This window comes from Haloferula sargassicola (assembly GCF_040362925.1).
In the GTDB taxonomy this organism is placed as follows: domain Bacteria; phylum Verrucomicrobiota; class Verrucomicrobiia; order Verrucomicrobiales; family Akkermansiaceae; genus Haloferula; species Haloferula sargassicola.
On sequence record NZ_BAABRI010000023.1, the window covers coordinates 15340 to 37438 of the forward strand.

Genomic DNA, 22099 nt, shown 5'->3' on the forward strand with positions numbered 1-22099 from the left:
GTTCTCCGCCTGCAAACGGAAACGACCTGCATGGAGCTTGATCCATGCCGCCCGCCCCGCCCACACTCCGCCGCGATGCTCCGCCGCATGTCACGAGGCTGGTGGCGCCACCTGCTGGTGGTGCTCGGCTGCGTGCACCTGCTCGGCGGCCCGGCCGCGCTGGTCCAAGGGATCGCCTGGGCCTCGATGCTGGTGAACTACTCCGCCCAGGACGGCCTCGCCCAGGGCGTGAAGGACACCTTCAGCGGCGAGAAGCCCTGCGCGCTGTGCCTCAAGGCCGCGGCGATGGAGAAGCAGCAGTCCGACTCCCCGGCCGCGCCGGAAAAGCAGGACCGCCGTCTGCTCGGCCGTCTGCTTTCGGAAACCTTGAGCCGCTCGGAAATCGCGGAGCTTTCCCCGCCCGCCACCCGTTGGCTGGCTTGGCAGCGTCGCCTGGCCGACTCCCTGCCGCCGCTGCGCTCGCTCGGCGAGCGGCCCGAGCTCCCGCCGCCACGAGCCGGCTGTTGAGCCCACCCGTTGTTGTTGAATCGCCCGCTCCGCCGTTGGAACCGGGCTCCCTTCGGCGTCCCCGCATCCGGCGGGGATCGCCGCCGTCCGTGCATCGTGGCACGACTCCATTGCATTCCATTTTTCGTTCGATGAACTCTTTCCTTATTGCCATTCCGGCCGCCCTGGCCGGCTTCCTTCCTTTCGCCTCCCTGGCCCAGACCGAGGGCCGGCTCGATCCACTCGTGTTCGATGCCGGCGCCGATCCAGGCCGCTGGAATTCCACCGATGCCACCGTCCCCGCCGGCAATGCGCTGCGTGCCGACGGGGCCGATCTGTTCCGCTCGCTGCCCGGGGTTTCCGCGATCCGCAACGGGCCGCAGACCGGCATCGCCCAGATCCGCGGGCTGTCCGGCGATCGCGTCCGCGTGCAGGTCGACGGCCAGACCATCACTCCCGCCTGCCCGAACCACATGGACCCGCCGCTGCACTACGCGCAGGTGGCGGAGGGCGACCTCGTCGAGGCCTTCGCTGGCATCACGCCGGTCAGCGCCGGGGGCGACTCGATCGCCGGCACGATCCGGCTTTCCCGGCCGGACCCGGAGTTCGGCTCTCGTTTCGGAGGCGACCTTGGCGCCTCGTATCGTGGCGACCACGATGCCTTCGGCTTCACCGCCCGGCTTTTCGATGCCACCGACGAGGTGCGGGCCGATTACCGCGGCGAGTATCTCGATGCCGACGACCTGCGATTCCCCGGCGGCACCGTGCGGGCCAGCGGCTACGAAACGCAGCGCCACACGATCATCGGCTCGTGGAACACCGGCAGCGGCTTCATCGAGGTGGATGCCGGCGTTTCCTCGACCCGCGATGCCGGCGCGCCCGCGCTGCCGATGGACATGGTGCGGGACGACTCCTGGCACCTCGGCCTGCGCCAGAAGCAGCGCTTCGCCTGGGGCACCTTGGAAACGCGGGCCTACGTCCACGAGATCGACCACCTGATGGACAACTTCAGCCTGCGCCCGGCCGCGATGCGCATGCAGGCCCCGGCCGAGAGCCGCGACTACGGCATTTCCAGTAGCATCGAAACCGGGCTCGCCGGCGGCTTGCTGCGCGGCGGGGTCGACCTCCATCGCGGCGAGCTCGAGGCGCAACAAGTCAACGCCATGGGCCAGGTCCGCGATACCTTCCGCGACAACCGCCGCACCCGCTACGGGCTCTTCGGCGAATGGGAGAAGCCGTGGACGGACACGGTCGAGACCCTCGTCGGGCTGCGGGGCGACTTCGTCGAAACCGGGGCCGGCCGCGTGTTCAGCCAGTTCGGCGGACCGGTCGTGGCGGCCGATGTGGCGTCCTTCAATGCGGGCAAGCGCGAGCACTCCGACCTGCTGGTCGATGCGATGGCCGCACTGCGCTGGCAGGCGCACGAGACGACCCGCATCGACTTCGCGCTCGGCCTGAAGAACCGCGCTCCCTCGCTGATCGAGCGCTATCTTTACTCGCCCTCGAACGCCAGTGCGGGCCTTGCCGACGGCCGCACCTACCTGGGCAATCCGGCGCTCGATCCCGAGAGCGCGTTGATGGCCTCGGTGGGCATCCACCACCGGCAGGAATGCTGGGAGGTCTCGCTGACGCCGTTTTACCAGAGCGTCCGCGATTTCATCGAGGGCCGGCCGCACCCGACCCGCACCGACACCGCCGGCAGGCCCGTGTTGCAGTTCCAGAACCTCGACCGCGCCGAACTCTACGGGGCCGAGCTGGCCTTCCACGCCGACCTCACGGAAAGGTTCGCCCTGCGCGCCAACGCCAGCTGGACCCGCGGCCGCGACACCGCCAGCGGCGACGCGCTCTACCGCATCGCCCCGCTCAGCGGGCTGGGCGCGATCGACTACAACTACCGTAGTTGGGAAGCCTCGCTGGAGTGCGAGTGGGCCACGGCACAGAGCGACGTTTCCCGCCTCCACTCCGAGCTGAAGACGCCGGGCTACGCCGTCTTCCACCTCCGCGCGGCGCGGGAGTTCGAAAACGGCGTGCGCGTCGAGGCCGGCATCGAGAACCTCCTCGACCACCGCTACGTCGACCACCTGGGCGGCATCAACCGCGTGGCCGGCAGCGACGTCGCGGTCGGCGCCCGCATTCCGAACGCCGGCCGCTTTGCTTACACCTCCATCGGCTGGAGTTTCTGATCACTCATTGAGGATCACCCGCAGTCGGATGAAGCGCTCGTCTTCGCCGGCTGCGGGATTCACCACGCGGACGGTCTCGGTCACGGTGCCGTCGCCATTGTCCACCGGTGTGCCCACCGTTTCCACCACGCCCGGACCGGTCTGCCAGCCGACAAGATCGGTGGAGGTTTCGACCTCGTAGCTGAGCTGCGTGGCATCGCTGCGGCGGCGGAAGCTGAGGGAGAGGTGCTCGCCATCGGTATCGTTCAGGAAACCCGCGGTCGGCAGGGCGGCCAGCGGGTCGGTCAGCAGGTCGCCGCCGAGCGCGTAGAGCATCAGCCAGGAAAGGCCCGGCACGGCGTCCGCATTCGGATCGCTCGCGCCCTGCTGCGCCAGCCAGTCGCCGAAGAGATCCGGCTGGGCGCCCGAGGTCCCCGGCGAACCCGGCGCGGAAGTCCAGCTCTCCGGCAACGAGTGGTCGGGCGCGGAGTAGGGATCGACCAACACCATCGCCGGGCCGTCGCCATCCGGCTCGGTCGGCCACGGCGCTTTGTCATCATACTCGAAATCATGGATCGTCACGCCGGCGCCGTAGGACAGCTTGATTTGTTCGCCGCCGTTGGAGAGGTTCTGCGTGGGGTCCCACTCCCCGGCCACGGGCAGGCCGGTGCCGTAACGCTCCTCGAAGGCGGCCAGGCTTTTCACCACCAGCACATGCTCGCCCGGAGCCAGGCTGGTGATCGCCGAGCCGGCGAAATCGAAGTCCGCGCCCTTGGTGAAGCGGACGTTGGTCAGGTCGAGCGTGAGCGTGCTGCTGATGTTCTGCAGTTCCACGTATTCGAAGTCCTGCTCCTCGCCGCTGGCCGGCGGCGGGCCCGCGGGATTATACATGACCTCGGTGATCATGAGGTTCTGCTGCAGGTCATCGAGATCATCCGCCACCGTGGTGGTGAATTCATAGGGTGCCGACCAGTGACTCCAGCGGCCGGTGTTGTCCTTCATCCGGACGCGGGCGCGGTAGGTGTGCCCGGGTTTCAGCGCCCCGGCGGGAACCGAGAGGGTGCTGTCGAAGCTGGTCAACTCACCGGACAACCAGACCGGCGTGTATTCCATGATGAAATCATTTTTCGCCTCCCATGCGGGAGCGGCCGGGTCCTCGATCTCGCCCACGCGCCACTCCATCGCGCCGAAGGTGCTGCTGCCCTGCGGATCCGAAAAAGGTCCGGTCTGGAAGGTCAGGCCATTGATCGGATGACCGGGGGCGCCGGTGTAGGAAACGGTCGGCTTCACCGGCAGCAGCGAGGCGTCGGCGCTGTCAGCGAGGCTGTCGAGATAAGCGCCGCGACCGTTCGGCACCGACGGACCGGTCGAGCCATACCAGCCGTTGAATGCGAAGTCCTCCATGTCCTGCAGCTTGTTATAGCTGCCGAGGCTGGGGATCAGCGTGAGCGGGTCGTCGTTCTCGGTGCCGGAGCCGATCGGCGCGTGGCGCCAGCGGTCGATGTCGGCCTTTTGGAACTCGCGGATCACCTCGGTGCGATCGTTCATCAGGCCGAGCAGCTGGTCCGGCTGCCAGATCAAATCCCGGAACTCCCGCAACACATTGCGGTGCTCGATTTTCATGTCCGGCTTGTCGACATACGACGCTCCGGCAGGCGCCGAGGCCACGCTCATGTCCCAGCCATAGAGGGCGTTGTTGGCGTGCTCCCAGCCGTTGTTCCAGTTCGGGCCGAAGCTCGCATCCCAGTCGTAGGGCAGGAACCAGCAGAGGCCGCGGGCGGGATCGGATCCGGTCGGTTCGAAGTACCAGGCCAGGTTCTTCATCGCATGACGGTAGTCCTCGTTAATGTAGGGAAAAAGATCGTAGTGGCGGATGCCCTCGGCCACCGCCGAGTAGTGATACCACTTGTCATAGTTCACATACTGTTGGAGCCAGGCCGCGTTCTGCGCGCCGTGGAGGTTGTCGCGGATGTTGTTGAACTCGGAGCCGTCCGACACCATGTCGGGCGATTGGTAGCGGCGCTGGCGCTCGGAGTCCCAGATCCAGTCGGACATTTTGTAGAGATTGCCCTTCACCATGTCCCGGTTCTCAAGGAAGCCGCTCTCATACTCCTCGACGATCTGCGACAGCCCCCAGAAGTCCCCGTCGTACTGATTCGGCGCCTCGTCGGAGCCATCGATCACGCGGAAGTGGATCCAGTCGGTATAGGCCGCGGGCACCCCGAAGGTCCGCCAGAGGGTCGCACCGATCTCTTCCGGCATGCCCCAGCCATTGGTGCCCTTGTTTTCATACATCCGGTTGAAGGCGAGACGCTTCCGTTTCGCCGGGTAGAGGTTGCCGTTTTCATCGCGCGCCTGGAAGTAATGGCCACGGTTGAAGCGGAACTTGTAGTGCCGCTTGCCGTTCGAGTAGCGACCGATGTTGTCGCCGTAGCGGCTGTTTCCCCCGCGCAGGCGGGTTCTGACGTGATCGTAGACGACTCCGTCGTAAACAAAGGCGCCTTCCCATTCCTCGGAGCGCCGGGCGGCGAGCACGTTGTCATCGCCGGTGTTCGGGAACTGCTCCCAGGAGTTGTAGGCCTGGAGCGTCATCATGTCTTCGTGGCGGATGATCCAATGATAGACCGGGATCGAGGTAAGTAGATCTTTCGGCCAGACCTTGCCCGCTCCCTCGATCGAGGTGGCGGAGGCAACGAAGTCCGGCACTCCGTCGTAAACGAAGCAGGCAAAGTTGAGCGCTTCATCATCGGCATAGGGCACGCGAACCGACGCCCCGGGAAGGTCCTCGGCCTCGACCCGGTAACGCACCAGCGTGCGGTGAACCTGGCCGGGAATCACCGCCGTGAAAACGCCGTCGCCGGCCACCGCGTCGCCATCCGAACCATCGTCGGACATGATCATCGTGGTCCAGTTCGCCGGGTCCTCGAAGTCCGGGTTTTCCGGCCGCTCGCCATTCGGATCGGCCAGGACCTCGCTCACCGTGCGCGGGAAGCGGGCGGGGATGTAGTTTCCGGGAGCGACGATCTGATAGAGCAGGCGCAGCTCGCCGATGCCCTGCGGGTCGGTCGCCTTGGCGGTGATGGTGATCGGTTCGCCGCCCTTGGGCTGTTGCGGGGAGTGATCGACCTGCCGGATCTGCGGCGGCGGCGTGGTCGAGTAGACGGAGTTGCGCGCGCCGGGGGTCGGCTGGACGGAGTTCGCGCCCGCCGGGCGGACCAGTTCCATGTCGAAGCCCAGGTCCGAGCTGCCGAGCGTGCCGTTGAAAACCTGCACCGCCACCGTGTTTTCCCCCTCCTGGAGGAAGGTCGCGGCATTGGCGATGGCCACGTCATACCACAGGCCCTCGGTGTCCGAGTCGCTGGCCGCGAAGGTGTCGTAGCTCGGTCCGGTGGTGTTCATGTTCCGCTCGGCGACCAGCGTGCCGTTGATCCAGATGAGCACGCCGTCGTCCTTGGAAAAACGGAGCGCCAGCTGGGAGGGAATCTCGCCGGGCGCGATGGTGAAGGTCTTGCGCAGGAAGATGCTGGAGTAGTTGTAGCGCATCCCGGAGATCACCGTGTTCAGGTTCAGCGTTCCCGCCGCACTGCTGATCAGGCCGTAGCCGATCGGGGACTGGTAGCCGGTCCACGTGCCATCCTCGGTAAAGCCCTTCAGCCGCCAGGCATCGACCGGGCTCGAGGCCTCCGAGTCGCCGCGCCGCCAGCTCCAACCGCCGGAGTCCGTCGCGATGTAGGTGAGTTCCGGATAGCTTCCGGTGGCCCCGGAACTGCGCCAGGAACCGGCGAGGTCGTTGTCGAGCGACGGGTGGATCAGCTCCATCGATGAGCCCGACCCACCGGCCCCGATCGGCCACGGGAAGGTCGAGCCGTAATCGACGCTGTCGATTTCCTGGCCGAGATGGTCGCGCAGCTGGACCTCCTCGCCATCGCCCGAAAGCTTGCCGTCGAAGGGCCCGAAGGGCGTGAAGCCGAACTGGCTTTCAAACACCGCAAGGTCCATCGCGACCACCACGTAGCCGCCCGGCTCAATCTGTGAAAAGGCCGGGAAGGTGTAGTCGATGCCGGAGGTGAACTGCCATCCGGACAAGTCGATCGCTTCCTCCGTCGGATTGTAGAGCTCCACGAACTCGGTCCGCGCGTTGTTGTCCGGATCGTAGTGGATCTCGTTGATCACGACCGATTGCGGCAGCTCCACAGCGGTGATTTCGATCGCCTGTTCGTATGCCAGGCCGCCGGCATCCGTCACGCGGACGCGGATGGAAAAGGTCGACCCATCCTGCCCCGCGAAGCTGCCCTGGGCGAGCAGTTGGTTGCCCGCGATGGAGAACCGCGCGTTGTCCGTATCGCCGGCCCCGGCGACCAGCTCGAAAGTATGAGTGTCGCCGTAGTTCGGATCGGTCGTGGTCAGATGGCCGATGAAACTCCCCGCCACCGAGGCGGTGGAGAAGCTCGCCTCGGAAACGGCCACCGCGCTGGGAGCCGCCGGCGGCGGATCGACGAGGATCGACACCGTGGCGATGTTCGAGAGGTTCGTCCCGTCGCTCACGCGGAAGCTGAAGCTGTCGCTGCCGCTGTAGCCGGCGTGCGGCGTGTATAGCAGGTCCGGCGCGGTGCCGGAAAGCGAGCCATGCACCGGCTGACCCACGATCTCCCAGGTCAGCGAGCCGATCGGATCGTTCGGATCGCTGGCCGCGAGCGTCACCGAGGCCGAGCCATCCTGTTCGACCTGGAGGTTGCCCGCCTGCGCCTCGGGGACTCCCGGCAGCACCGTGACCGTCACCTCGGAGGTCAGCTCGCCCGAGCCGTTCGAGGCGGTGAGCGTGTAGGTCGTCGTTTCCGTCGGGGACACCGTCACCGGACTCCCGCCCGAAACATCGACGCCGGGCGAGAGGCTGACGCTGGTCGCGCCGACCGTTTCCCACGAAAGATCCACCGACTGCCCCGCATAAATCTGCGGGGCGCTGGAACCGAAGCTGAGGATGAAAAACGAACTCAGGCCGAAGTCGCCGGCCTCCCCGGCGAACTGCTGCGCCACCTGCCCTGCATCCATGGGAGCGTCGTAGACCCGAAGCCGGGCGATCGACAGCGAACCGTTCGTGCTGGTCACGCCGCCATCCGAGGACGACTGGGCCGCCAGGCGGATCGGCAGCGGATCGCCGGAACTATCGACCGACCAGATGCTCAATGACCCGAGCGTCTTCGCCGTCGCGAGGTGCCCGTCGGTATAGCAGGAAAAAAGCCCCTGCGCGCTGTCATAAACATAGGTCGCGCAGGTCCAGGCACCCTCGATCTCGGTGTTCGACCAGCCGACATCTCCCGCCCCCCAGCCGCCAAAGGCACCCCAGGTGTCATGATAGCCGTGGAAAAATCCGGCATTGGACTTGTCCGGTCCGTCGCGCCGACCCCAGCCCACCACCGTGTCCTCCTGGCCCACCGAAGGATTGTAGACCCACGCGATCACCGTCCAGCTGCCATTGCCCGTGATCGCCGCCGGCGCATCGGGCCCGGTCAGATAGTCGTTGTTGCCATCGAAGCTGACGCCGCGGACTCCGTTGATATCTTCAACGCTGGGGCGCCTGAAATTCGAGTCCTGCGAGAATGAACCGCCGAGGGAGCCGGCATTTGACCAGCTCGACACGCTGCCGACGGCGAGGGACGAAGCGTCCAAGGTCACGAGTTCGTCACCTCGAAGCGTACACGATAAAACAAGAACTGCCGCGAGGAGCCCCGCGACAGTGGGTTTTTCAGGGGATGTCATGGGTTGGTCCCAACCCTAGGTCCGCAAGCGGGGATTGCAATACGTCGAACCTCGAACACCAACGGTCCATCATCCGCTGGCGATCAGGACTTTGTGGCGCCCGCAGGAAATACCGCCGACTCACCGATGCACCCGACGGCGAAGCAGGCCGAGGCTTCCCAACCCGATCAAAAGCACCGACGAAGGCTCCGGAACGAGGGCAAAACCCGGCGAACCGACGTCCCCGCCGGTCGAGGTGAAGGCACCGTCGACCCCATCGACCGAAAGCATCCACTGCAACACGTCATCGCTGCCGTAGTTGGCCGGAGTCGTGTAGCCGCTGACATCCTGCGTGCGGATCGAACCCGCGATGTCCTGATCACCGTAAGTCAGGGTATCGACCAGCGTGTTGGAGGCGTCGAAGAGGTTGATGGCGTCGTTGCGGCCGAGATTGTTGCCCGTCGTGTCGCCGAGCAAGCCGATCACCTTCACGGAGCCGGCAAGCCCCCAGTCGGTGCGGAAGGAAGCCTCGTCGGTCTGGGCCAGGATGACCGATTCCCCCGGCGCCACCATGCCGAAGGCGGAAAGGTCGAAGGTTCCGGCGACGGCGTTGTTGTCGTCGAAGCTCCATCCCGTGAAATCGACGGCACTGCTGCCGAGGTTGGTGAACTCCACGAACTCGTCGCCGTTTCCGGAATACATCCACTCGGTGATGAAAACGGCGCCCTTCGAGGGAAGGATCGAGACGAAGGCAAGGGCGAGGGGCAGGAATGAGGTTTTCATGGCTTTCTGTTGAACTCCGGCCGTGGCCAAAACCCGGCTGGATTTCATGGCAACGATTCCACGCCGCTGTTCTATCAGGTCGAACATGGTTTTGTGACATTTTTTTCACCCCACCCCTCTTCATTCCGCAACCCGGGCCCGTGCAGGCCGCATGGCGACCGGCGGAAAAAACCCCGGAACCCTTGCTGCCACGTCGGGCACGCCGTCGGCTGGGGATCTCCCTCCATGAAACACGATCTCTCCCAAAAAACCATCGCCATCCTCGCCACCGACGGCTTCGAACAAATCGAGCTCACCCGCCCCCGCGCCGCCCTCGAAGAAGCCGGTGCCACGGTCCGCATCGTCTCCCTCAAGAAAGGCGACATCCAGGGATTCAATCACGCCGACAAAGCCGACTCGTTTCCGGTGGATCATGGAATCGACGAGGTCGAGGCGGATGAATTCGACGGACTGGTCCTGCCGGGCGGCGTCCATAATCCCGATGCCCTCCGCGTCAATCAGGACGCCGTCCAGTTCGTGCGCGCCTTCTTCGAACAGCACAAACCGGTGGCCGCGATCTGCCACGGCCCGTGGACCCTGGTCGAAGCCGGCGTGGTGAAAGGACGGACCCTCACTTCGTGGCCGAGCCTCAGGACCGACATCGAGAACGCCGGCGGCGAATGGGTCGACGAGGAGGTCCACTGCGACCAGGGACTCGTTACCAGCCGCAAGCCCGACGACCTCGACGCCTTTTGCGACAAGGCCATCGAGGAATTCGCCGAGGGCAAGCACAGCGCCCAGACCGCCTGATCGGGCCCTCCGCGCGCCTCGCCTACGGCCCGACCTCTCCCGCGTCGGGCCGTTTTTCCGTACCTTCGCGGCCCGAACTACGGGATGAATCGTAGCTGACGGGGCTGGACCGCCGGCATGTCCGGGCCCGGTCGCCTGCCCGCGGTTTTTTTCCAAAAAGCGTCCATCGAGGCGCATCCGGTCGCGGCCGGTCGTCGTTGCCTCTCCAAAGCCTCATGGCTTTTCCCTGTCTCCAACCAACGAAAACCTAACCCCATCGATCATGAACACCCATGTCTTGCCCCATCCCTCCGCCGGCATGCGACGCCGCTGGATCCTCTCCCTCGCCACCATGCTTCCGCTCATGGCAGGGATCTCGCACGCCGCCAACTTCGTCGTCAGCACGGACGATGACGAACCCTACAACGGCGGCAGCCTGAACGATGAATTCGTCGATGGCACCGGCCTTTCCCTGCGCGAGGCGATCGGCCTGGCCAATGCCAACGGATCCGTCCCCAACGGCGGCGATGACGACGGCGACACGATCGCCTTCGACCCGCTCGTGTTCCTCCTCGGCGCTCCGTCCATTACCCTCAACTCCGAGCTGCTGGTCACCGATGATGTCGTGATCGATGGCGGCGTGCTGCTCAGCGTGATCAACCCCACCACGCTCGATGGCGGCGGCATCACCCGTCATTTCATGATCGATACCTCATCCGCCGCAGGGGCCCGCGAGGATGTCGAAATCCGGAACTTCGAGCTGACCGACGGCAGCGCCGAAAACGGCGGCTCGATCTACAACAACGGAGCCCCGCTGACCGTCAGCGGCTCGGTGTTCAGCGAAAATGAAGCCATCGGAGCTTCGGGCAGCGGCGGCGCGATCTTCAACGCAGCCGGCGGCACGCTCACCGTCTCGAACTCGACCTTCAGCCTCAACGTCGCCAATCGGGCAGGCGGAGCAATCGAGGACCAGTCTGGCGGCACCAGCGGCTTCGACCTGGTGCTGAGCAACGTCGACTTCACCGAAAACAACGCCGGCGTCGCCCCCGCCACCGCGGCTCCCGGCAACGGCGGAGCCGTCCACATCACCGGCAGCGGCTCGATCCGGATCACCGGCGGTACGGCCGATGGCAACCTCGCGGCCGCCGAGGGCGGGGCCTTCTGGAACGGCAGCGGCACCATGGAAATCACCGACGCCACCCTCACCGACAACGTCGCCAGCGGCGCGGCGGCCGACAACGGCGGCGGCGGCGTCTTCAACAACGGCGGCACCCTCGAAATCCAGGGCGGCGTGATCTCCGGCAACCTCGCCGATGGAACCTCCGGCAGCGGCGGCGGCGTCTTCAGCACCGAGGGCCTGGTCACCATCACCGACGCCACCATTTCCGCGAACTCGGCCAACCGGGCCGGCGGCGGCATCGAACTCATCGCCGGATCGCTGCACCTGACCGACGTGACCCTCGGCGGGGCGACCGACGTGGATGGCAACATCGCCGGCCCCTCCGGCAGCGCCAATCCCGGCAACGGTGGCGGACTCCACGTCAGCGCCGAGGCCACCGTGATGATCGACGGCGGCCTGGTCGGCTCCAACACCGCGGCCCGCGAGGGCGGCGGCCTGTGGAACCAGGCCGGCACCACCATGACCCTCACCGGCGGCGCAGAAGTCTCCGGCAACGCAGCCCTCGGCACCGCGGCCGATGACGGCGGCGGCGGCATCTTCAACAACGGCGGCAGCGTGATGATCAACGCCACCGACGGCGCGGTCGTGATCGATGGCAACACCGCCACCGAAGGCTCCGGCAGCGGCGGCGGCATCCAGAACATCGCCGGCGGCACGCTCGTCGTCCACGGCGCCACTCTTTCCAACAACCTCGCCAACCGTGCCGGCGGCGCGATCGAGGACGCCTCGGGCTCCACCGATGCCGTGGAAATCCTCAACGCCACGATCGAGGACAACGCGGCCGGCATTTCCCCCGCCACCCCCATGCCCGGCAGCGGCGGCGCTCTTCACGTGACCGGCAACGGAGGCATCACCCTCACCGCCTCGACCGTCAGCGGAAACCGGGCCGCCTCCGAAGGCGGTGGCTTGTGGAACGGCAGCGGCCTGATGACCGTCGATGGCGCGGAGATCACCGGCAACACCGCTTCCGGGGCCGACGCCACCATGGGCGGCGGCGGCATTTTCAACGCGGGCGGCACGGTCATGATCAAGAACTCGACCATGATCACCGGCAACGTCGCCGACGGCGCTTCCGGCAGCGGCGGCGGCGTCTTCAATGACGCGGGCGGCAGCGTGGAAATCACCAACTCGACCCTCGCCACCAACACCGCCAACCGTGCGGGCGGGGCCATCGAGGACAACTCCGGCGTCGGTCTCGGCCTCACGCTCACCAGCGTCACGCTCAGTGAAAACACCGCCGGCACCCCGGCCGCGAATCCCGGCAACGGCGGCGCGCTCCACATCTCCGGCGCGGGCGATGTGATGATCACCTCGTCCACGGTTTCTGGAAACGATGCCGCGCTCGAAGGCGGCGGCTTGTGGAACGGAAGCGGCACCATGACCGTCTCCGGCACCACCGTTTCCGGCAACACCGCCTCGGGCGATGCGCTCGACGACGGCGGCGGCGGCATCTTCAACAACGGCGGCACCCTCACCGTGTCCGCCAGCAGCTCGATCACTGCCAACGTGGCCGACGGCACGGCCGGCAGCGGCGGCGGCATCCACAATGCGACGGGAGGCACCGTAGCCGTGAGCGGCTCCTCCATTTCAGGAAACCTGGCCAACCGCGCGGGCGGCGGCATTGAGGACCAGTCCGGCCTCACCGGCACCGCGGTGACGCTCACCGACGTCGCCTTCGATGCCAACAACGCGGGCATCGCTCCGGCCGTGGGCGCACCCGGCAGCGGCGGCGCGCTTCACGTCACCGGCAGCGGCGGCGTCGCATTCACCGGCGGCAGCGTGACCAACAATCTCGCAGCCTCCGAAGGCGGCGGCCTCTGGAATGGCAGCGGCACCATGAGCATCGCCTCGGTCACCTTCGAAACCAACACTGCTTCCGGCGCGGCGGCCGACAACGGAGGCGGCGCGCTCTTCAATGCCGGCGGCACGCTGATGGTCAGCGACTCGATCATCACGGGCAACGTCGCCGATGGCGCTTCCGGCAGCGGCGGCGGCATTCTCAACGACGCCAGCGGCAGCCTGACCGTGACCGGCACCAAGCTCAGCGGCAACACCGCCAACCGCGCCGGCGGCGCGCTCGAGGTCACCGCGGGTACGATGTCCACCGTAGCCGCCGGTGAGATGTCCGGCAATACCGCCGGGCCCGACGGCACGGCCAACCCCGGCAACGGCGGGGCGCTCCACATTTCCGGAGGGGCCTCCGTGGAAATCACCGACGCCATCGTTTCCTCCAACTCCGCGGCCAATGAGGGCGGCGGCCTTTGGAACTCCGGCGCGGGCACCCTCATGGTCGCCTCGACCGTGGTCAGCATGAACGACGCCCCCGATGGCGGCGGCCTGTTCAACCAGGCGGGCAGCGGGGTCACGACCGTGGTCAACACCACCGTCTCCGGCAATACCGCCACCACCGGCGGCGGCCTGCTCGGCGAGGGAGGGTCCTTCGACCTGACCCACGTCACCGTAGCCTCGAACATGGCCACCACCGGCGGCGGCCTCGCCCTCAATGGCGGTTCCGCATCCTTGTCGAACTCGCTGGTGGCCGACAACACGGCCGGCAGCGGACCCGATGTCAGCGGCACCGTTTCCGCCATGTCCAGCCTGGTCGAAAACGGCGCCGGCACTCTCGGCATCACTGATGGCGTCGATGGCAACCTTGTCGGCACCGATCCGATGCTGGTCGCGCTCGTCGATAACGGCGGCATGACCCTCACCCACCGGCTGCTGAGCACCAGCGCCGCGGTCGATGCCGGCAGCCCGGCCGCGGCCAGCGGGCTCGATTTCGACCAGCGTGGCAGCGGTTACGCCCGGATCTCCGGCGGCGCACCGGACTTGGGCGCCTATGAGAGTTTCATCCTCACCTATGCCGACTGGGTCGCGGCGAACTTCACCGCCGCCACCGCGATCGATTTCCGCGATCCCGATGACGACCCGGATTTCGACGGCATCTCGAACGGCCTCGAGTACTTCACCGGCATGAATCCGGAAATAAACGACCAGCCTCCTTTCGCCTTCGTCATGGCGGACGGCGAGCTGTCGCTGACCTTCCCGATGTCGAAGCTGGTCGCCTCGAACTCCGCCACGCTCGAGGTGTCCACCGACCTGATGGACTGGAACGCGGTGACCATGCCCGACCTGATGCGTGAGGACCTGTCGCCCACCAGGGAAACGATCACTCTTTCGACCCCGGTCGGCACGGAGCTGAAGCAGTTCCTGCGCCTCAACGTGGCCACCAACTGAGCGGTCCGAAAGCGCGTCCCTTCCATCCGGCTCCGCCCCGTGCGGAGCCGGATTCTTTTTGTGTCGGGACCGTTGACAACCGCCTCTAGCAGGCCGATGGATCGACTCGTGAGCGAGTCATCGAAGGTTGCGATCGTGACGGGGGCGGGCAGTGGCATCGGCAAGGCGATCACCGAACGGTTGCTCATGGACGGGTGGAAGGTCTTCGGCCTCGACCTCAAGGCATCCGGCATCCCCGAAGGGGCCGAGGCCATCGAGGCCGACGTGGCGGATGAGGGTGATCTGCGCGCCGTGATCCGCCGGCTGCGGTCGCGGCACGGCCGCCTGGATGCCCTCGTTTCCAATGCGGGTCTCAGCGAGTTCAAGAGCCTCGCCCAGTGCTCGCTCGATGACTGGAACCGGATCCTCACCGCCAACCTCACCGCCACCTTTCTGCTGGCCCGCGAGTGCGAGAAGCTGCTGCGGGAAAGCAAGGGCGCGATCGTCGCCACCACCTCCACCCGTGCCCACATGTCCGAGCCGGATACCCACGCCTACTCGGCGAGCAAGGGCGGCCTGCTGGCGTTGACCCATTCGCTCGCCATCAGCCTCGGACCCGACGTGCGGGTGAACTGCATCTCACCGGGCTGGATCAACGTTTCCGACCAGGAGCCGACATCCGAGCAGCACGCCCAGCATCCCGCCGGACGGGTCGGCCGACCCGAGGACGTCGCCTCAATGGTCGCCTACCTGCTCGACCCCGAGGCCGGCTTCATCACCGGCGCCGAGTTCATCCTCGACGGCGGCATGACGCGGAAGATGATCTACACGTAGGCCTCCCGCAGCCCGCCTGGGTGGCTCTTCGAGTGCCTGCATGGGATAACCCATCAGCACCTCCTCCGCGCGCTCATCCCCCGTCGAACGGTCTGCTTGAGGAAACCGAATCGGCTGAGGGACGACGAAGACCTCTTGGTGAAGGGAGGGTCGAGCGCCCTCGCTCGACCGCGAATGGTCCCGCGGTGCCGGCCCCACCCACAGGCGGCGGACGACCGAGGGCGGTCGTCCCTACCACGCCCGGGGCCGTCGCCCTCTTGGTGAAGGCAGGCTTGAGCGCCCTCGCTCGACCGCGTTTCCGTGACCACGGAAAAGCCCGACCTGCGCCCGCCATTCCACCTTCAGGAGGTGAAGGACGCGCGTTTCCACTACGTTCGCAGTACTCCGGCAAAGGGCTCGCCGGTCGTCACCTCCGGGCCGGGCCCGGAGTTTCAGCAGGTCGGCTGCGAGCCGGCGCTTGAACCATACGCCTTTTCCCAGTCGATCTCCTCATCGGTGAAATACCGCACCCGCACCTTCTTGAACTCGCGAGTCGAATAGAGAGCCTGGCGGTTCGTGATGCCAGTGGTTTCGCTGATGGCTGCCAGCGTTTCCTCGCATTCCTCCGCGGTCTTGCCGTGGACCATGGTGAAGAGATTGTAGGGCCAGTCGGGATAACTCGGCCGCAGGTAGCAGTGGCTGACGGCCCGGAAGCCGGCCATGGTTTCGCCAAGCTTCTGCAGCGCCCCCGGATCGTCCTGCGGGCCGGCCCACACGCCCATCGCATTGGCTCCGAAGCCGGCGCGGCGGTGGTGCAGCACGGCGGCGAAGCGACGCATCCGTCCGGTGGTGAGGAAACGCTCGTGCATCGCGGCGGCCTCTTCAAACGACAACCCGAGCTGCCCGGCCACCTCCACGAAGGGCTCGGGCCCGAGGTCAAGATCGCACTGCATGCGGCGCACGAACTCGATTTCCTGATCCGTCAGCGGACCGGCCTGCTGGCGGCTGGCCTCGGTGTAGGCGGGCTTGACCTGGTCGGTCGGCGTGGCCGAGCCCTCGATATCGAAGCGGACGCCGATCTTGAACAGCTTGAGGGTGGGCAGCAGGCGGGTGGTTTCCGCGCCGGAAAGCTGGTGCAGACGGTTGACCGTTTCCTCGAGCCCCAGCCGACTGGTCGGCGGCACGGCGATGGTGTACCAGAGGTTGAAATCGTGGTTCCGCAGGTAGTTGTGGCTCACGCCGGGGTGCGAGTTGATCACCGCCACGGCGGAGTCGATTTTTTCCGGCGCGATCCGTGCGGCGACCAGGCTGGAGGCGTAGCCGAGGCTGCGGGTATCGAAGATCGCGCTGATCTGGCGGATGACCTTTCCCTCCTTCAAGGCCCGCAGGCGGTCGAGGACCTGCTTTTCCGTGAGTCCGCAACGCGCGCCGATGGCGGCGAAAGGACGGGCAACGAAGGGGATCGACTCCTGGATGGCGCCCAGCAGGGCGGCATCGGCGGGGACGGAAGAGGTCATGGACATGCATCCCAAAAACCCCGGAAGGGTGAGACCCGTCTCAGCAAAATCTGCCGGAAACCGGGCACGACGGCTCACGCGGCGGCCGGCCAGAGCCTCATTCAGGCCATCACGCGGACATGAACAGGTCGTTACCATATAACCCTAGATTATTCAGCTTTAGCGACTTAAAAGCCACCTTCGCCCATGCACCCACGCGCCCATTTTCTGACCTTTTTGGCACCTTTTTTTGCTTCCCTCCTGCTTCCACCGATCGCCTCCGCCCAGGGCGATGACCTCCGCATCAGCGAGTTCATGGCGTCGAACGACACCGTGTTTCCCGACAATGCGGACTTCGACGACTACTCGGACTGGATCGAGCTTCACAATGCGGGCACCTCTGCGGTGGCGCTCGACCATTACTACCTGACGGACGACCTGACCGCGCCGACCAAGTGGCGTTTTCCGGCGGGTGCTTCGATCCCGGCTGAGGGCTATCTGGTCGTCCGGGCCGATGGCTTCAACGCGGGTCCGGGTGAAACCCACCTGCGCGGCTACTATCCGTGGGGCAGCACCTTCACCACGCGGCATTTCCACACCTCGTTCAAGCTGAGTTCCGGCGGCGAGTCGGTGGGCATCTTCCGCGTCGATTCGGATCCGGTGGATGAAACCTTGGTCGCCAGGGAATCGTCCTGGAAATACCGCGACCTCGGCACCGATCCCGGTCCAGACTGGTTCACCAACTCCTACGATGACAGCAGTTGGTCCGCCGGCGAGGCCCCGCTCGGCTACAACGACAGCTGGATCACGACGACGCTGAGCTACGGCCCGAGTAGTAGCAGCAAGTTCGCCTCCAGCCAGTTCCGCCGGCATTTCACCGTCGCTGATCCGACCACGGTCAGCAACCTGCGGCTCAACCTGATGGCCGACGACAGCGCGGTCGTGTATCTCAACGGAGCCGAGGTGGCCCGCCTGCGGATGCCTGCGGGGCCTGTCGATTCCAGCGCCTACTCCCACCAGCTCGCGCCGGCCGAGCATGTCTACGAAAGCGTGGAGCTGGGCGGTTTTTCCCTCCTGCCGGGCGACAACGTGATCGCGGTGGAGGTCCACCAGGAGTCCGGCACCAGCAGTGACCAGAGCTTCGATCTCGAACTGATCGCCGAGTTGCTCACCAGCGCGCCGGTGCAGGTGGACTCGGTGGATTTCGGCTCCCAGACCTCGGACCTTTCCTACGGCCGCGATGCCGGAGGAAACTGGGGCTTTTTCGGCGTGCCGACCCCGGGAGCCGCCAACACCGCCGCACCGCTCACCGTGCCCTTCGCGACCTCGGCGGCGGTCGCGGCCGATCTCGACAGCGGTTTCTACACCACGGCCCAGAGCGTGTCACTCGACGGCCCCGCCGGCGCGGTGCATTACACGCTCGATGGCTCGGATCCGCAGCCCGGCTCGCCGGTCTACAGCGCGCCGATCGCGGTCACGGCCACGACCATCGTCCGCGCGCGGGTGTTCGAGGACGGCAAGATCCCCGGACCCGTCCTCACGCGCTCGTATTTTCTCGATGGCGACGCCTCGCCCGGGCTGCCGGTCTTTTCCATGGTGGCGGATCCGGAGACACTGTTTGGCAACGACATCGGCATCTACTCGAACGACACCTCCTACCCCTTCAAGGGCCGGGAGGTTCCTCTGCGGCTGGAGTTTTTCGAGCAGGACCAGACGTCCGCCTTCGCCATCAGCGCCGGCACCAAGATCGCCGGCGAGAACATCTGGCTGAAGCCGCAGAAGCCCTTCAACATCTACTGCCGCGGCAAGTATGGCGACGACTTCGTGCCCTATCAGCTGTTCCCCGGCGAGCCCTCGGCGACGACGGCCGAGTTCAGCCTGCGCAATGGCGGCGACGACTGGGAGGAGACCCTGCTGCGCGATGCCATGATGGCGCCGATCCTGCGCGGCCGGATGGATGCCAGCCTCTACAGCTACCGCCCGAGCATCCTTTATCTCAATGGCGACTTCTGGGGCATCTACAACATCCGCAAGCGGTTCGATCCCTCCTATTTCGCCAATGAGCACTACCTCGCCGACGGCGACTACGACCTGGTCCAATACGCCCACGACGAGAACGGCGTGACACGACTGACCTCCGACGGCGGCTCGACCGACCGCTATGAAGCGCTGCTCGATTTCCTGACCAGCAACGACCCGGCCGATCCCGCGATCTGGTCGCAGGTCGAGGCGCAGGTGAACGTCGATTCCTTCATCGACTACGTGGTCGCCACCGACTTCGCAGTCAACACCAGCTGGTCGCACAACCGCGAGTTCTGGTGCGGACGTCCCGAGGGCTCGAAGTGGGAGTGGATCATCAACGACTTCGACCGCGGCTTCGACAACGCCAACATCACCGGCTCGCTGATCGACAACTTCATCTCCGATTACACGCTCTTCGGCCGGCTCGACCACAACAGCGGCTTCGTCGACCGCCTCATCCAGCGCTACGCCGCGCACCTCGGCAGCACCTTTTTCCCCGCCCGCTTCAATGCCGAGTTCGACCAGCTGACCGCCGATCAGGAGCCGGAAATCGCCCGCCACATCGCGCGTTGGAGCTCGAGCGGCGGCTTCAGCGCCAGCACCCGGCAGGATCAGATCGCGGAGATCAAGCAGTTCGTCGCCGATCGCCCGGCCTACGCCCTGAGCCGCCTGCAGCTGGAGCTGGGGATCAGCCGCCCGATGTCGCCCATGACCTTCGCCGCCTCGCCCGCGGCCGGCGGTTCGATCCGCATTGCCGGGGTGGACATGCTGCCGGCTTACAACGACACCGTTTCGCTTTTCGACAACACCCCGGTCGAGATCACCGCCGTGCCGGCCCCCGGCTACTCCTTCGTTTCGTGGAGCGACGGATCGACCGAGCCCACCCTCACCGTGACGCTCTCCGGTGCGATGAGCCTTACCGCCAATTTCGCATCGGGTGCGGAAACCGTGGCTCCCCTCGTGATCGACACCGCCACCACCTTCGCTGCCGCCGGGTCGCCGTATGTCATTGATGGCGACCTGATCGTGGAAAGCGGTGCCACCTTGACGATCGAGGCCGGCGTGGAGATTCGGATGACGGCCGGCTCGTCGATCCTGGTGCACGGCACCCTCGATGCCGCCGGCACCGAAGCCGGACCGATCCACTTCGTTTCCCGCGACGGGCAGCCATGGGGAAACCTGGGCTTCGTCGACACCACGACCGTCTCCAGTCTTTCCCACGTGGTCATTCGCGACGCCACCGTCAGCCGCATCGATCCACTCAACCTCAAGGCGGCGGTCTCAGGCTTTCACGCCGAGCTGGAGCTCGATCACCTCGACATCGAGGGGCCCGAACCGGTGTTCGCGCGCTTTGGATCCACCACGCTGCTCGACAGCCGGATCCACATCACCTTCACCGGCGATGGCATCAACGTGAAAAAAGGCGACGCCCATGTCGAGCGCTGCACCTTCACCGGCAACAGCTCGGTCGATACCGACGCGATCGACTATGACGGCGTGATCGACGGCATCATCCGCGACAACCGCGTCTATAACTTCCGTGGCGACAACAGCGACGGCATTGATGTCGGCGAGGGCTGCGTGAACCTTTTGGTCGCACAGAACCGCATCTATAACAATTCCGACAAGGGCGTCTCCGTCGGCCAGGGCTCGGAGGTGGTGATGCGGCAGAACCTGATCGTCGGCTGTACGCTCGGCGTCGGCATCAAGGACGCCGGATCCACGGCGATCATCGACCAGACCACCTTCGCCCGCAACGGCGTGGGAGTCGCCGTTTATGAAAAGAACCCCGGCGCCGGCGGCGGCGACGCGGTGATCAGCAACTGCATCTTCTCCCGCTCGAAGGACGCGCCGGTCACGGTCGATTCGCTGTCGACCGTGGCGGTGACCTATTCCTTGTCCGATACGCTGCCGATCGTCGGAGTCGGCAACTTCGTCGCCGACCCGCAGTTCACCAGCCCGGGCATCTACGACTTTTCCCTTCAACCGACCTCGCCCGCGATCGATGCCGGCGATCCGGCCCACGTGCTGGATCCCGACAGCACCCGCGCCGACCTAGGCATGGCCTACAGCTACGACGCGCTCGACTACCCCTTCCTGACGCCGAACGTAGTGGTCATCAACGAAGTGCTCTCCGCCTCGCCCGGCGCGGAGCCCGACTGGATCGAACTCCACAACACCGGATCAACCTCGATCGATCTGGGCGGCTGGTATCTGAGCGACAACGACGCCGACCTGATGAAGTACCGCATCGCTGACGGCACGGTGCTTTCCGCGGACGGCTACATCGTTTTCAACGAAAGCGATCATTTCGGTGCGGCGAGCACCGATCCCGGCGCGCTCACCCCCTTCGCCCTGAGCGGAAACGGGGAGACGGTCTATCTCTACAAGCCGGCCGAGGGCCTCGACCTGGAATATCTGGAGTCGGAGGATTTCGGCGCCGCCGAGCCCGGTGTGACCTTCGGCCGCTACTACAAGTCCAGTAGCGGCACCTTCAACTTCGTGGCCATGAAAAGCCCGACACCCGGGGTGGCGAACAGCCTGCCGAAGGTCGGGCCGGTCGTGATCAGCGAGATCATGTATCACCCGGACTCGAACGCGGATGCCGAATACGTGGAGCTGCTCAATATTTCCGACGCGCCGGTGACCCTCTACGATGCGGCCAAGGGCGCGGCCTGGGCATTCACCGACGGCATCGACTTCACCTTCCCGACCGCGGCGCCGGTGACGCTCCAGCCCGGCGAGCGGATCATCGTGACCCGCAGCATCTCCGCCTTCAACGCGGCCTACGGGGCGCCGGCCGGCACCCAGGTTCTCCAGTGGACTTCCGGGGGTCTCAGCAACAGTGGCGAAACCCTCGAACTCGGCATGCCCGGCGAGCTGAACGACCTACTTGAACGGCAGTACATCCGCGTTGATCGCGTGAACTACGCCGACACCGACCCGTGGCCGCTCGCTGCCGACGGGAACGGTCCGGGGCTCGAACGGGTCAATGTCTACGACTATGGCAACGACTTCGCCAACTGGACCGCAGCGCCCGCCTCGCCCGGAGCCCCGGAAGTCCTGGCCGGATTCGCGCAGTGGTCCGCCGATGCCTCCCTGCCCGCCGGGCTCGACGGTCCGACCGACGATGCGGATGGCGATGGCATCGCCAACCTGCTCGAATACGCCCTCGGCCTGCCACCCCTCAGCGGAGCGAACCCGCCCTTCCAATCGACCGGCGTCGAGGCGGGACAGGCTTTCGTCGAGTTCCACCTTCCGCAGCTGCGCGACGACCTGATCTACGCCATCGAGCAGTCCGAGCAGCTCTCGGGTGACTGGTCCACTGCCACCGGGGTGACGCTCGAAGACACCGGCGGCGGCGTGGTCCTGCGGGCCAGCGTCGATGCTTCCGGCCGGCAGCTGTTCTTCCGACTGCTCGTCGATCAGCGGTGAAC

9 protein-coding genes are annotated in these 22099 nt (G+C 66.0%); 6 read left to right on the top strand and 3 right to left on the bottom strand.

The features are described from left to right. Window positions 1-87: 87 nt before the first annotated feature. Together ABXH26_RS17410 and ABXH26_RS17415 are read left to right on the top strand one after the other, a co-directional pair. Window positions 88-507 carry a hypothetical protein gene (locus ABXH26_RS17410; RefSeq protein ID WP_353568376.1) on the top strand — a complete coding sequence of 140 codons (420 nt, stop codon included), beginning with the start codon at window positions 88-90 and terminating at the stop codon, window positions 505-507. Window positions 508-638: 131 nt separating this feature from the next. Beyond that, a complete protein-coding gene (locus tag ABXH26_RS17415; RefSeq protein WP_353568377.1) occupies window positions 639-2669 on the top strand; it encodes a TonB-dependent receptor domain-containing protein in 2031 nt (676 codons plus the stop codon). Here the strand turns inward: ABXH26_RS17415 and ABXH26_RS17420 are convergent, their stop codons facing one another. Next, complete coding sequence (locus ABXH26_RS17420) at window positions 2670-8321, bottom strand: lamin tail domain-containing protein (RefSeq protein WP_353568378.1); 5652 nt, start codon at window positions 8319-8321, stop codon at window positions 2670-2672. Window positions 8322-8525: 204 nt separating this feature from the next. Then, on the bottom strand, window positions 8526-9167 hold the full coding sequence (locus tag ABXH26_RS17425) for a lamin tail domain-containing protein (protein ID WP_353568379.1): 642 nt from the start codon (window positions 9165-9167) through the stop codon (window positions 8526-8528). Between the two features lie 225 nt (window positions 9168-9392). Here ABXH26_RS17425 and ABXH26_RS17430 point away from each other — a divergent pair, with 225 nt between their 5' ends. The 3 genes from ABXH26_RS17430 to ABXH26_RS17440 all read left to right on the top strand — a co-directional run bounded on the left by ABXH26_RS17430 (window position 9393) and on the right by ABXH26_RS17440 (window position 15165). Continuing rightward, the gene (locus tag ABXH26_RS17430; protein WP_353568380.1) at window positions 9393-9956 is read left to right on the top strand and encodes a type 1 glutamine amidotransferase domain-containing protein; all 564 of its coding nucleotides are present in this window, start codon (window positions 9393-9395) and stop codon (window positions 9954-9956) included. Window positions 9957-10218: 262 nt separating this feature from the next. Further along, window positions 10219-14352, top strand: a complete 4134-nt coding sequence (locus tag ABXH26_RS17435) for a beta strand repeat-containing protein (protein WP_353568381.1) — start codon at window positions 10219-10221, stop codon at window positions 14350-14352. A 108-nt stretch (window positions 14353-14460) separates the two neighbouring features. Further along, window positions 14461-15165, top strand: a complete 705-nt coding sequence (locus tag ABXH26_RS17440) for an SDR family oxidoreductase (RefSeq protein WP_353568382.1) — start codon at window positions 14461-14463, stop codon at window positions 15163-15165. A 431-nt stretch (window positions 15166-15596) separates the two neighbouring features. On the opposite strand, the gene ahbA is transcribed toward ABXH26_RS17440, so the two are convergent. Then, on the bottom strand, window positions 15597-16661 hold the full coding sequence (ahbA, locus tag ABXH26_RS17445) for a siroheme decarboxylase subunit alpha (protein WP_353568383.1): 1065 nt from the start codon (window positions 16659-16661) through the stop codon (window positions 15597-15599). Between the two features lie 216 nt (window positions 16662-16877). On the opposite strand from ahbA, the gene ABXH26_RS17450 reads away from it, so the two are divergent. Further along, window positions 16878-22097, top strand: coding sequence for a lamin tail domain-containing protein (locus ABXH26_RS17450; RefSeq protein WP_353568384.1), 5220 nt, complete (start codon window positions 16878-16880; stop codon window positions 22095-22097). The last annotated feature ends 2 nt before the right edge of the window (window positions 22098-22099 follow it).

Bases quoted from the DNA above. Each gene is read 5' to 3' on its own strand.
- ABXH26_RS17410 (WP_353568376.1), top strand. From the start codon at position 88: ATGTCACGAGGCTGGTGGCGCCACCTGCTGGTGGTGCTCGGCTGCGTG.
- ABXH26_RS17415 (WP_353568377.1), top strand. From the start codon at position 639: ATGAACTCTTTCCTTATTGCCATTCCGGCCGCCCTGGCCGGCTTCCTT.
- ABXH26_RS17425 (WP_353568379.1), bottom strand. From the start codon at position 9,167: ATGAAAACCTCATTCCTGCCCCTCGCCCTTGCCTTCGTCTCGATCCTT.
- ABXH26_RS17430 (WP_353568380.1), top strand. From the start codon at position 9,393: ATGAAACACGATCTCTCCCAAAAAACCATCGCCATCCTCGCCACCGAC.
- ABXH26_RS17435 (WP_353568381.1), top strand. From the start codon at position 10,219: ATGAACACCCATGTCTTGCCCCATCCCTCCGCCGGCATGCGACGCCGC.
- ahbA (WP_353568383.1), bottom strand. From the start codon at position 16,661: ATGACCTCTTCCGTCCCCGCCGATGCCGCCCTGCTGGGCGCCATCCAG.